Genomic DNA, 11,817 nt, shown 5'->3' with positions numbered 1-11,817 from the left:
TGTTAAGCGTGGATCAGTTCGGGATCAGGATCACCTCGACCAGGTCGCCGAGCGCACCGGCCGACTGGGAGGACTTGAGGCGGCCGACGGTCTTGCCGGCGTTCTGGGTGATGGCGCGGCCGGCGCCGTCCACCTCGATGGCGGCGCCGGCGGCGATGGCCGCACCCGCGATCACGACCGCCGTACCCAGGGTGTCGACGGCCACCATGTCACCGGCGGCGGCATCGGTTTTGGCCACGCCCAGCGCATTGCCGCCAGCGGCCGGGACGCCGCCCGTGGGCGACACGAAGGTTTGGGCCGCAATGGCTGCGGCGGCCTTCACCGACAGGGTGAAGATGGCATTGGCTTGCTGGCTCACGGTCAGGCTCCTTGCTGGGAAACGATGGAAGCGGCCGTGGCGTAGTCGACGCCCTTGGATTCGGCGTAGGCGACGGCCTTGTTGTGCAGCTCGAGGCGGACGGGGTCGACGTTCGCACCAGGCGGCAGCGATACGCCGGCGGCCGGAGCCGGAGCGCCGGTGTTGTCAGCGCGGGCGGCTTCGCCGAAGGTGACGCGGGCGGGCATCTTTTCGAGCAGGCCCTTGAGCAGCGCGGCGGGGTCACCCTTAACCGCGCGGTCGCCCTCGCCGAAGCTGGCTTCGGTGCCGGCGGGCACGGCGGTCAGCACGGCGATCACGGTGTTCCGCTCGGCCGGGAGGATCCGGCCTTCCTTAACCTGCTGGTCAGCGAAGCTGGTGGCGTCAGCCAGGCGGCCCTCGGCGACACGTTTCTTTTCGGCTTCCGCGAAGGCGGCCAACTGGTCGTTGGCGTGCTTGAGCTTGGCCTCGGCGGCCTCGCGGGCGGATTTCTCGGCGGCCAGGATGGCGGCCTGATCGGGTTGCATCACGGATCTCTCCTGCTGGTGGTGTTCGGTGAACGAGGGCGGGATGCCGATGCCGGTATCCATGTCTTCGCGGCGGGCTGCCTCCTCGAGGGAGGCGATCTGGTAGTCGGGGATGACCTTGTCAGCTTCGTCCAGGCCGAAGCGGCCGATGAACCAGTCGCGCATCCGGCGCCACAGGCCGGCATTGACCACATCGTCCCAATCGGCAAAATCGACAGTCACTACGCCCTGCTCGCCGTCGGCGAACTGCGGGTTGCGCAGCCCCTTAACGGCGGGTGGCTGGGCACCCAGGAAGGCGACGTGGCGCAGATACCAGACGCCGGGCTTGGGATTGCTGGCCGAGTCTGGGGCGTAGAAGGAAGCCGAGATCTTCTTGAAGCGACCGGCCTCGCGCATCTCCGCGAACGCCGGATCGAGCTGCTGCTCTTCCGCGAACAGGCCGTCAGGCTTGGCGGCGATGCTTTTGATCCAGCCGTAGGCAGGCAGATCGTGCTTGGGGTGGCCCACGCAGATGGGGGCCTCGTGCACCGCGGGGTCGTAGGCCGCCGCGGTGGCCGCCAGGTCGCTCTCCGAAAACGAGAGCGCCGCACCCTCCATGGAGGTGTGCGTACCGGTCTTGAAGATATGGAGGGCTTTGGTCATGCCGCCAGTATCGAGACTGGCGGCGCAGCGGATCAGCTAGAACGGGTTCGGTCACAGGCCAGGTGGCCGCGACCGGAACTAGCTAAGCAAAGTCATTAGGTGCCGCTGAAGCGCAGCCTTGCATGCAGTGAAACCTCTGGCAATCCTGTCGAGTTCTGTGAGGCGGAAGCACTGCTTGGGCGTTGGAATAGCGACGTTGTCCTTGAGCAATAGAAGATCCCACGGCTCGTTGCTGATGTCGATGCCCAGGTAAAGGGGGCCAGTGTGAGCAACATAGTTCCTCGCGCCAGCGAGGCGCACAACCCATTTTGGGTCAATGCCGTCGGCTGCCATCCAGCCGTTGATGATCTCTTTGCGTTTGAGGTCGTCTATCGGCTGGCCGACATAATCGTGGACGGTTTCCATGAATTGCTTCATATGGTCCATGCAGGCGTCCAGCTCAGAGACAAACGCGTGCAGGTTGCAGATCACCAGGTACTTAAGGTGGTCGTCAACTTGAAGAGCAATAGCATCTTGGTGCCTGGGCGTGAAAACATGCTCAGGCTGCATCGCTCCTCTCGCCTGCTCGAGAAGCAGCTCCATATCACTATTGAGGCGGCCAATCAGGCTCGGCAAGAGGTTAAGACGCATTGTTATCCGTAGTCCAAGCCTCGTTACCGTGTCAGGTAGTGGGTCGCGTCCCCGGTACTGCTGCGTCTGGTTTGCTCGAGTGTAGATGGGCAGAACCCAGGGATCGCTGCCCAGCTGCCTTAGATGGATCATGCGTGTAATCATCTGTTCGGCCCTGTCAGTTATCGAACTGGGACTTGATGTAGGCCGTAGCGGCGGCCTTGATGGCATCGAAGCCGAGCGCAAGGCCCTTTTCCGAGACGGTCTTCTTGAGCTTTGTCCAGACCGTATCGCTGCGTATGTTCGCCAGGAGTTCGTGGCCCTGCCACGTCAGTGCGATTGCCAAGCCAAACCAGTAACGCTCGTCCATATTCGAGTCAATCCGAGCGCTGATCAAGCCGGCCTGCTCCATGATGCTGTAGTGATATACGACCACAGAGGAGTCGTAGTCTGGGAAGCTATCGCCGTCGAGTGCATTGGCGTTGGGTGATTGCTCCTCCAGCTTGGTCAGGATTGCGCGAACAAGTTCCCAATCACGCTTCATCGTCACTTCCATGGTCCCTCCACATTGCGGCTCTCGGGGTGGCGATGCACGACCGTTTCGCGCATCGGGTTTAACCGTATGTTTAACCACCGCCAAGGCTACCACGCAACCCGGGACGTACCATCGCCTACCCAAGGAGGGATTTTTGCTCTGAGCGTGTTTTAACGCTTAGTCATAGCAGACCGAGCAGATAGCTATGCACGGCACTGAGGATCTTGTCCTCGTCGAGCGCCGTGAGCGTCAGGAAGGGGCGGGCCGGGATGTCGCTGCCAGGGTGCCGCACCGCCTTGCGCACAATTCCGTTGAAGGAGAGCGCCTTCTTGTACCGCGGCCGGATGACGTGAGGCTTGGTCTTGCCGCCGAAGTTGTGGATGGCTGCATAGACGACGTTGGTGCCGACCACCGCGGTGTTGGCATCGCTGTAGCTGGTGATGGACTTCACCAGCCGCCCGGTGTCCTGGAGCACCTGGTGACTATTCATGCTACCAGCGATACGGCCGGCAACCTTGATGCTCCAGGCACCACTGGCGAGAATGCCGCGACCCATCTTGAGGTGGCGGCGTACCCGCTCCGGCGTGGCCCGTGGCGCCTTGAGGCCAGCCCAGCGCGGGCGACCGCCTTGTTGGAAGTTCTCCTGGACGGCATGCAGCATGATGCCGGCGATCTGGCGGGTGATGGGCGAGTGGTCGGCGGCGACCTGCTGCAGGCGCTTGGCGGCGCCGTCGAGGGTGTCTGTGCGGACGGTGGTGCGGAGCATGGTCGATGGCCCTATTGACGCTTATATAGAAGGTAGCCGCGGCGCTGTGCCTCGGGCGAAGCCTCGCCAGCAGACTTGGCCGGAAACAGCACCGCGCCGGTCCAGCCCGTGGGGCCATACTCGAGCACGGCAAGACCGCGCTGGCCTTCGTCGGTATCCAGCTCGCGGACATACCGGCGCACCAGGCGGCCTGCCGCCGACCTGGTGTCCCAGTCTACCCAGATCTCATCCGGGTCCATGGCGGCCGTGGCGAGCAGCTCGCCGGCGCTGGCATTGTCGCCGGCGACCTTCCACTTGCCCGCGCCGGTCTGGAAGAGGCCGGCGTTGATCTGCAACTCGTTGCCGACGACGTCCCGATAGACCACCGCCTTGTCCTTGTCCGCACCGAACATGCGCAGGAACGCCTCGGCATACTGCTGGGGTGGCTGACCAGGTGGCAGGATCTTGGCGCCCTCGAGCGTCGCCGCCGGCGGCAGAGGCGGCAGCGGCATGCTGCGTGGGAAGGTGCTCGGCAGTGCGTCCAGCCGTTCCGGCGTGAACGGCCGTACCCAGCTCTTCCCAGGGTTGTAGCTCCAGCCCGGATCCGGTGCGATTGTCTTGCCCGACACCGGGTCGCGGTACCCCGTCACCTCCACCGGCTGCCGATCGCGCCGTGACCGCGGGATATCGACGGTGGTGAGCCGCCCTTCGCTACTGGACTCGACCAGGTTGCCGTCGACCAAGTCAGCGCGGTCGAGCGCGTCGACGCGGCAACGGCAGTTGAAGCCGTTGGGCGGGTAGAACGCATCCCAGAACGGATCGTCATAGCGGAACACCCGGCCATGCAGGAGCCGATGCGCCGGACGCGTGCGGCCGTCCAGGATCGCGACATACTTCCAGTGCGGTCTGTCAGCAACGTTCGCCATCATGGTGCGGTAGTGGCCGGCCATGTAGCTGGTCTGCACATTGGTCTGGAAGATCGTCTGCAGGCGCCGCGGTGTGAGCCCCTTGCCGGCCATCTCGCCTGTCTCAAGATCCGTCTGGGCCAGCTTTCCCCACCAGCCCTTACGCTCGAGCATCGGCTGCAGGTTCGCCCGGAAGTCGGCAAAGGTCGTGCCGCCCTTGATGGCCTTGTCCAGTTCCCCGCGGATGTCCTGCAGCACGTCAACCTGGGTCACGCCGGCGACGGTGAAGGCCTTGGCCTGGGCTTGCTGCCAGAGGTCGCGCCAGCCCCAGGTGATCGCGTAGCCCTTGCTCTCGAAGTATTTAACGGCCTCTTCGGGCTCCAGGCCGAAGGCATGCGCCAGGTCGACGGCGCCGCGCGTCACGACTTGCCCCCGTCGACCAGGCCGTTCTGATACCAGTGGCGGGCGAGGAAGTCGACCTCGCCGCCGCACCTGGTGCAACGCCAGCGGCCGCCGAGCCGCTGCGGCTCGGTGTTGACTGAAAAGTCGTGCGGGCCCGGGCAGCCTTTCAATGCCGCCTGGTTGGCCCGGACCTGCGCAAGGATCGCGTGGCTGTCGATCTTCATGCGCCCACCACCTGGCTCTGACGGGACAGCATGCCCCACAGGTCGCTTACGAAGAACGCCTTGGCCAGCACGGCTTCGAGCTGGGCGGTCGAAAGATTCGGGTACGCCTCGAGCAGCGCGTCCATGGCCTCGTCGGGCGTGGCTGCCTCCTGGATGGCCTTGAGCGCCGGGGCCAGGAGCGCCTTGAGTGCTTCGGTGGGTGCGCCGCCGAGCTCGGCGATGGCGTCATCCAGTGCCTTCTGGTCTGCGAAGGTCGTGCCTTCCGCAAATGCCAGGTCACCATCCAGGTTCCCCGGATCCGCAGGGGCAGCGGCGCGCGCTGCGGCCGGATCCACTTCCCAGCCCTCGCCGTAGACCTCCTGGATGTAATCCATCGTGGGCTTGAAGCCGAGCGATTTGATGCGCACGTCGCGCCCGGCGCGGACGGCCAGGTCTTCGGCGGGCCGCACATCGCGGCGCACCGCCGGCACGCCAGCGCCGGGGCAGTTGTACTCGACGAGCCAGCGGATCAGTGTGCAGGCCAGCGAGTCGGTCAGCAGGTCCGCGTCGGCCTGTACGAGCTCGAGCCGGACCTCGTTGTGCGTGCGACTGGCGGCCAGGCTGCCGCCTCCGCGCAGCTCGGTCGACAGGGTCTCCCCCAGGGTCGCCTTGGAGATCTCGCCGTCCATATAGCGGCAGAGCTGCTCGTAGGTGGTCACCGAGCCGCTCTTCGCGGCCTCGAGCAATTTAACCTCCATGCCCTGGGGCACGGCGATCGCCGAGTCGGTGGCGATCGACTGCAGCGACGCGATCAGGCGGTCCTGGTCCGGTTCGCTGGTGCCCTGGGGATACGTCCCGACGGCCGTGGGCGAGCCGAACTTGTCGCAGAAGGTGAGCCAAAACTGGATACCCTGGCGCTTGAAGAAGACCGGCCAGAACAGACGGGTTCCCAGGCCCAGGCCGTACGGGTTGCCGACCTTGCTGCCGAATCGGTGGATGATGAACTTGCGCTCAGGGAGCTCTTCGCCCTCCAGCATGTTCTCCAGCGTGATGAGGCGTGGCTTGTAGTCGACGTCGAAGACAAAGCGCTTCTGCTCGCGCGCCATCACATCCTGGGCCCGGATCTCGCTGCCCTGGACGTCCCAGATGATCTCGCCGACGGAGTACCCCTTGAGCACGGCATCAAGCAGGTCGACGCAGATCCGGTCGAACTGGATGGCGGTGATGTTTTCCTTAACGATGTCTGCCGCCTTCTTGTCGAGGCGGCTGCTGCTGGCCGGTTCGATAAACCATGGCCGGGAGACGACGGCCATCTTGCGCTTCTGGAGCACGCTGTAGGCATGGCAGTCGCGCTCGATCTCGTCGTAGATGCGCAACCCGGCGCCGCCGCCGCGGGTGGCGAGCGTCGAGTCGTCGGCCCGCATCAGGTTCAAGTAGAACGCCTGGAACGGGTCGCGCAGCACGTGCGCGACCTGGTGCATCACAGGCTGCTGCGATTTCGGGTTGTCCTGGTCGCTCATTTAACGCTCACGAGTTCATGTTGGTGTAGTCGGCCATGCGGCCGCCGCTGACGCGGCGACCGGCCGAAGTCACGGAAGTGCGGTAGATACCGCTCTGAGCCGCCATCCACAGCATCTGCACCATGTCCGGCCCGTCGTCGTGGTCCGCCTTCGGGAAGTGCTTGAACTGCTGGATCAAGGTGTGCTGGCTGATGTGCAACCGGATCACGCCGTTTGCCATGTGCGGCTGCAGCGATTCGATCCGCAGGATCTTGTCCGTATGCGGGGTAACTGCGCGTGCCGGTACCGCGATGCCGCGCGCGGCGCTGCGCTTAACCAGTTCCGTCCGCAGGAACTCTTGGAACTGGACCGCCTCGATCACCCACACCTGGCAGCGATACTCGTCGTGGAGCTTGATGATGTCCTCGATGATCCGGTCGGGCAGTCGCTTGCGGATCTGCGCCTCAACCACGTCAAGCACACCGGTCTCCCGATTCAGACCACCGATGCCAATGGCCGACGGATCCCGGCTACCACCCGACTTGCCGAGAGACGGATCGCAGGCGCCGTAAAAGATCCAGTGCGCCAGGCGATTGACCCAAAAGTGGACGCTGTTGGCGAACGGGGCATCGGCGCCAGTCGACGGGTCGTTCTGCTGCTCGCTGTCGAAGGCATCATGGCCGTCGCGCGCGCGCTTAACCATGAGTTTGTACAGCGGCTGACCGGCCGGCCAGAGCACCACAGCACCGGCATCCATGTCGACCTGGTGCAACTCGTAGAAGGCGCGGCCCATGGCTTCGCCTTCGTCCTTGGTGGGGGCGTTAAGGAGGATCTCCTCCCAGCGGTCCCACAACGCCATGTCGCTGGGCCATTCCAGAATCGACTTGAAGATCCGGTGGCTCCATAGCGGGTGCCGCAGCTTGCGCGCCAGCACCGAGTCGTAGTGCAGGATCGTGCCAATGAACACCACGTCCATGGTGTCGTCGGTGCTGCCCAGGGACAGCACCGACCGGTCGATCCAGCGCTCCAGCTTGTCGCGCTGCTGGGGACTCTCGACGTTCTCGTCGTTTTCCACGTCGTCGAGCACCACCCAGTCGGGACGGTGCGGGCCGTGCCGGCGGCCGCGGATCTTCTTGCCGGAGCCGAAGGCCTCCAGCTTGACGCCAGACGGCGTCACAGCGACGCCAGAGCGCCAGACCTTGCCCTGGCCACAGTGGGCCGGGAAGTCGTTCGCCAGGCGCGGGTTGAACTCGAGCTCGGCCTTGATGGCCTCCAGCATCTCGGCGGCCTGCTCGAAGGCGTCCATGACGATGCAGGGATACCAGGCGCGACCGGTCACCACACGCCAGACGGTGTAGATCTGGGTGACCACCGTCGACTTGGCATTGCCGCGGGGCGCGGCGATCGCCTCGCGCGCGCCGGTACCGGCGATCTGCGGCAGGCGCTTGTACAGGTAGTCGTGGAGCTTGCTGTTCTCGTGCTTAACGTAGTGCGGGAAGTACGTCCGGGCGAAGTACTCCAGGTCGCCGCCGTCGACGCGCTCGCGCCGCTCGGCCGCGGCCGCCTCGCCGGGCTCGAAGCCCATAACCTCGCTCTCGATCTTGCGGCGCAGGCTTTCCGCGAGGGCCGCGATCTGGGCCTTGAAGTCCTTGTCTTTCACTTCACTTCCGCCACAAGTTTCGGCAGCACGTCGCCGAACGGCTCCAGGATCTCCACGAAAGCGGCGCCATGCTGCGGGAATCGTTCCTGGATGAACTCAGCCAGGCCGCGCACGATGCGCATGCCCACCGCAAGACCGTTGACTTCCGGCATGAATCGACGCAGGGCAGCCAGGCTCTTGTGGATGTTGTCCATGAGACTGGTGAGCAGCTCGACGCGGGTCGTGGCGGGCATCTTTTCGTCGGCCTTAACCATCTCGAGTACCGCATTGAACTTTGAACTGGACCAGCATCTCGGTCAGGATCTGCTGCGAGAGCTGCTCGACGCTGCCGCCCGCCAGCACCGCCGCAGTGCGGACCTTGTCCCAGTCGTCACCGCCCTCGGCTGCACGTTCCTTCCAGCGCTTTGCCGTGGTGTACGAGACATCGGCGAGCCGGGCTGCCTGTTCCAGGGACAGACGATCAAACACATAGTGCTTGCGCAGCAGGGCACGGGTTTCTTCGGACTTTGCCATGCGTTACATCCCGAGCTTGCGCTTCAGGAGTTCGACGACGACGGCCATCCCCACACTGGCGCCCGCACCGGCAATAGCGCCTGTCATGGCGCTGCTGCGCTCCAGTGACGCAATACGGCGTCCGTGGTCCTCCTGCTCCTCCTGAAGCCGGCTCGGGTTGGCAATCTCAAGTTCGCGCAGGCGCCGATCGATATCGGCGATCTGGCCGCCCAGCTTGATTTCCAGATTGCTGATGGCCGTCGCCATCTGTTTGAAATTCTCTGCCTGCGCGTCGAGCTTGCCTTCGATGCGGCCCAGGATGCGGAGTTCTTCGGGTTCGAGTGGCATTTAACGGCGTCCGGGTTGATGTTGTTCGCGCCAGCGGGCGCAGTCGATGCAAAGGGTGCAGCCCTGCACGGCCAGGCGACGGGCCTCTGGGATCGGCTCGCCGCACTTGGCGCAGTCAGCGCGGCTTTCGTGAGTGGCATGGGCGCGGGCGCGCGCCTGGGCGATCGCGTCTTCGCGGTGCCGTTCTTCCGCCTCGGTCGCCCGGTCGAAGATGTCTGGGGTCAACGGGGTGCCCCAGTGCCGGACTTGCTGTTGAACGCAGCGGAGAAGGCCGTGGTCATTGCGTCGGTCTTGTGATCCGAGCCGCGCGAGCTGCCGAAGAAGAAGCTGACGACCTGCTGGGCGTTGGCTGCGACGTAGCCGATGATCGTGCCAATGAAGCCGGACACCATGCCGGCGATCGCGGCGTCCTTCACCGTGATATCGCCGATCAGCAGGAGGTAGGATCCCCACAGCGCGGCGAACATGATCACAGCAAAGGTCGTCATCACGACCATGCCGAACCAGAACACGCGCTCATTCTGGGCATTGGCCTTGCGTGCGTCCTGAGTATCGGTGAGGTAGGCCTGTTCGGTCTGGAATGCGAGAGCGGCCAGCGCCTCCTGATTCTTGAAGCCGGCCTCGGCCATGCGCGCCTGGTAGTCCTGGTCGGCCTTGCGCAGTGCGAGCAATTGGTCTGACGTGGCGCCGCCGATCGCAGTGGCCAGGGTCTGCTGGCGATCGTCCATGCTCTGGCCAGCGCTCGGCGAGAGGCCGAAGACGGCTTCCAGCGCGGCGACAGCGCCACCAATCAACGGTCCGCCGAGACCGGTAGCGATCATCGGCGCCAGCTTCGTCAAGACGGGCAGAACGTCTTTGAGTGCCATATCAGCATCCTCCGTGCGCGCGTTTGTTACGACGGCGATTGCGCACCTTCGTGGCCATACGCTTGCCTTGCGCCACGCTCCAGCCGGTCTTGCGGATCTGGTACGAGAGGACGTAGCGATTGACCAGGTCTTCGGCGGAGCTCTTGCGGCGCTTAACGCTGATGGTGTGGGTCGGGACGGCCTTGGACATCTCCGAGTGGGCGATCATGGCGCCGAGACCGCCGGCGCTGAGCAGCGCCGCGGACATGAGGATAGCGACGCGGTTCTTCATGCCGCCACCCCCGTGCGCATCATCTTCACCAGGCGCTCGGCACGAGCGCCGACCTGGCCGTACCACTTCGATGCCTTCATGCCATCGGCCGCGCCCTGGTAGTCGCCTGCCTTCACCTTGGCGAGGGTGTTCACGAAACCCAGCAAGCCCTTGCCCAGCGCCGCGTTGCCAATGCCCATGTTGAAACACATGTTGACGATGACGCGCTGGCGCACCTCGTCGAGCTGGCGCCACCAGGGCAGCTTCGCATCCAGGTCGGCCATGGCATGGTGCGGTCGATGTCGTTCTGCGCCAGGAAAATGGCTTCTTCCTGCGAGATACCGACGTCGTCGAGATTGCGGCCAATGCCGATGGAGGTCTTGCCTACCGTGTCAACGTAGGGCTTGAGCCGCAAATCCTCGTCGCGCTTGAGTTCGGCGAGGAGCTTCTGTCTGTCCATGGAGCGCTCCAGGGGCGCGCACCACGGTGGCCAGGAAGGTCGGGATGGGAGGTTTCAACCCGATGCGCGCATGCCGCAAAGGTAAGCAATACGACGCATTCGGCAGATCATGACGGGGTTCAGGAACAAACAGGGGCGGCCGAAGCCGCCCTGTGAGCAGTGATGCTTGCCAGTCCTATCGACGCTTGGCCGGTTCAGAAATAAAATCGTACTTGTCGCCATCGTCGGAAGATGCAGCGAAACTCACCCCCGCGTGATCCTCCTTTGCGATGGCGCCCGGCTTTCTTCTGGCCTCAAGAAGCAGGCGCTGAGCAATAGCAATGTGATCCCTGGCTTCGTCGTAGCGCGTCGTGCGCACGATATAAGCAGCGGCATGAAGCATAGATTGCCGGGAAGCGACGTCGGTTGCTTGGTAGACCATCCATGTGTCGTGAATCGTCTTGTCCGGATTCAGATTGCCAACGATTCCGAGGGGACCAGAGGATCTGCAGGTAAAGGGCTGCAGCGGCTTTCCGGGAACCGTTTCGGTTGCACACCTACCGATACGGAGCGACGGCTCCCTGTCTTCGCTTGCATATCCGTTAAATGTGTTTTGGAACTGTGTCAGCGTCAATGGCCGAAGTCCCGTGAACTGTGCATACGCTGATGTAGAGGCTGTGAAGGCCGCAAGAAGTACCAATCGTGCAAGCATCCTGATTTTCCCGTCAGAAGAGCTGTTGTTGAGCTGGACCAACATTGTCCGAACTGACAGGCTTCTTTAGGATTTTCCAGATTGCCCGCTCAGACAGCCGGTACTTTAACGCAAGCTCGGGAGCGCTTGCACCGCGGTCGAACTCGCCAATGATCCTCGACCACCGCTCCTCGGTCATGGAACGCTGGCACCGAGGAACGTACATACGATCGCCGCCATACCGCGCGATCAGCTTTTCTGCGGCCTCGGCGCCGACAACCTCAGCGATGGCCTCATACCTGGCGCTGCCTAGCTCTCTGCGCCCCTTCGGAATCCAGAGGTCCAGGCCTCCAAACGCGCGCACGAACGCGATGGTTTCCGCAAGACCGATCAACTCGGCTAGCTCTTTGGCAAAGGCCAACTGCTTCTTAGCGACGTGGATCTTGGCGAGGATGGCGCGATCAAGCATGGAGTCGATGGCCTATGGAAACGGGTTAGCAAGTGGACAGAAGAATCGATGATTCGTTCTGCGCCATGGCGATGATTTATTCATTTTTTTTCGCAGCGCTTCTCGAAGCGCTTGTGCCCGATGTATGCCACGCAGGCGATCACGAGCATGGAACCCAGCAGCGATGCTGCGAGCATCAGT

The 11,817-nt window shown here is 63.8% G+C and carries 18 protein-coding genes; all 18 read right to left on the bottom strand.

Annotation, left to right across the window (positions count from 1 at the left end; all coding sequences use genetic code 11):
• Positions 1-13: 13 nt before the first annotated feature.
• A complete protein-coding gene (locus tag OR16_RS29120; RefSeq protein ID WP_006162182.1) occupies positions 14-358 on the bottom strand; it encodes a capsid cement protein in 345 nt (114 codons plus the stop codon).
• 2 nt (positions 359-360) lie between these two features.
• A complete protein-coding gene (locus OR16_RS29115; RefSeq protein WP_006162180.1) occupies positions 361-1,524 on the bottom strand; it encodes a hypothetical protein in 1,164 nt (387 codons plus the stop codon).
• A gap of 78 nt (positions 1,525-1,602) precedes the next feature.
• Positions 1,603-2,154 (bottom strand): hypothetical protein, encoded by a 552-nt coding sequence (locus tag OR16_RS29110; RefSeq protein WP_006162179.1) that lies wholly within the window; start codon positions 2,152-2,154, stop codon positions 1,603-1,605.
• A gap of 157 nt (positions 2,155-2,311) precedes the next feature.
• Positions 2,312-2,689: a DUF2513 domain-containing protein gene (locus tag OR16_RS29105; RefSeq protein ID WP_006162172.1), complete on the bottom strand. Its 378-nt coding sequence runs from the start codon at positions 2,687-2,689 to the stop codon at positions 2,312-2,314.
• Between the two features lie 160 nt (positions 2,690-2,849).
• Positions 2,850-3,434 (bottom strand): phage virion morphogenesis protein, encoded by a 585-nt coding sequence (locus OR16_RS29100; protein ID WP_006162170.1) that lies wholly within the window; start codon positions 3,432-3,434, stop codon positions 2,850-2,852.
• Between the two features lie 11 nt (positions 3,435-3,445).
• Positions 3,446-4,741: a phage minor head protein gene (locus OR16_RS29095; protein WP_006162168.1), complete on the bottom strand. Its 1,296-nt coding sequence runs from the start codon at positions 4,739-4,741 to the stop codon at positions 3,446-3,448.
• On the bottom strand, positions 4,738-4,944 hold the full coding sequence (locus OR16_RS29090; RefSeq protein WP_006162167.1) for a hypothetical protein: 207 nt from the start codon (positions 4,942-4,944) through the stop codon (positions 4,738-4,740). The genes OR16_RS29095 and OR16_RS29090 overlap by 4 nt, the downstream gene beginning before the upstream one ends.
• Positions 4,941-6,443, bottom strand: coding sequence for a DUF935 domain-containing protein (locus tag OR16_RS29085; RefSeq protein ID WP_006162165.1), 1,503 nt, complete (start codon positions 6,441-6,443; stop codon positions 4,941-4,943). The genes OR16_RS29090 and OR16_RS29085 overlap by 4 nt, the downstream gene beginning before the upstream one ends.
• Before the next feature lie 7 nt (positions 6,444-6,450).
• The gene (gene terL / locus OR16_RS29080) at positions 6,451-8,082 is read right to left on the bottom strand and encodes a phage terminase large subunit (protein WP_006162163.1); all 1,632 of its coding nucleotides are present in this window, start codon (positions 8,080-8,082) and stop codon (positions 6,451-6,453) included.
• Complete coding sequence (locus OR16_RS47455) at positions 8,079-8,315, bottom strand: DUF1804 family protein (protein WP_272942881.1); 237 nt, start codon at positions 8,313-8,315, stop codon at positions 8,079-8,081. Before OR16_RS47455 ends, terL begins: the two co-directional genes overlap by 4 nt.
• A 13-nt stretch (positions 8,316-8,328) precedes the next feature.
• Positions 8,329-8,595 (bottom strand): DUF1804 family protein, encoded by a 267-nt coding sequence (locus OR16_RS47450; protein ID WP_050983142.1) that lies wholly within the window; start codon positions 8,593-8,595, stop codon positions 8,329-8,331.
• A gap of 3 nt (positions 8,596-8,598) precedes the next feature.
• On the bottom strand, positions 8,599-8,922 hold the full coding sequence (locus tag OR16_RS29070) for a hypothetical protein (RefSeq protein ID WP_006162162.1): 324 nt from the start codon (positions 8,920-8,922) through the stop codon (positions 8,599-8,601).
• Positions 8,923-9,147 carry a TraR/DksA C4-type zinc finger protein gene (locus OR16_RS29065; RefSeq protein WP_006162160.1) on the bottom strand — a complete coding sequence of 75 codons (225 nt, stop codon included), beginning with the start codon at positions 9,145-9,147 and terminating at the stop codon, positions 8,923-8,925.
• Positions 9,144-9,788 (bottom strand): hypothetical protein, encoded by a 645-nt coding sequence (locus tag OR16_RS29060; RefSeq protein WP_006162159.1) that lies wholly within the window; start codon positions 9,786-9,788, stop codon positions 9,144-9,146. Before OR16_RS29060 ends, OR16_RS29065 begins: the two co-directional genes overlap by 4 nt.
• A 1-nt stretch (position 9,789) precedes the next feature.
• Positions 9,790-10,059, bottom strand: coding sequence for a hypothetical protein (locus OR16_RS43745; RefSeq protein WP_006162158.1), 270 nt, complete (start codon positions 10,057-10,059; stop codon positions 9,790-9,792).
• Positions 10,056-10,322, bottom strand: coding sequence for a glycoside hydrolase family protein (locus OR16_RS47860; protein WP_337459879.1), 267 nt, complete (start codon positions 10,320-10,322; stop codon positions 10,056-10,058). The genes OR16_RS43745 and OR16_RS47860 overlap by 4 nt, the downstream gene beginning before the upstream one ends.
• A gap of 351 nt (positions 10,323-10,673) precedes the next feature.
• On the bottom strand, positions 10,674-10,919 hold the full coding sequence (locus tag OR16_RS29045; RefSeq protein WP_006162155.1) for a hypothetical protein: 246 nt from the start codon (positions 10,917-10,919) through the stop codon (positions 10,674-10,676).
• A gap of 283 nt (positions 10,920-11,202) precedes the next feature.
• Complete coding sequence (locus tag OR16_RS29040) at positions 11,203-11,637, bottom strand: Mor transcription activator family protein (protein WP_006162153.1); 435 nt, start codon at positions 11,635-11,637, stop codon at positions 11,203-11,205.
• Positions 11,638-11,817 lie beyond the last annotated feature (180 nt).

The sequence above is a fragment of the Cupriavidus basilensis OR16 genome (assembly GCF_000243095.1).
GTDB lineage: Bacteria > Pseudomonadota > Gammaproteobacteria > Burkholderiales > Burkholderiaceae > Cupriavidus > Cupriavidus basilensis_D.
The sequence above is the reverse complement of the archived record's forward strand: the minus strand, read 5'-3'. Positions and strand labels throughout refer to the sequence as shown.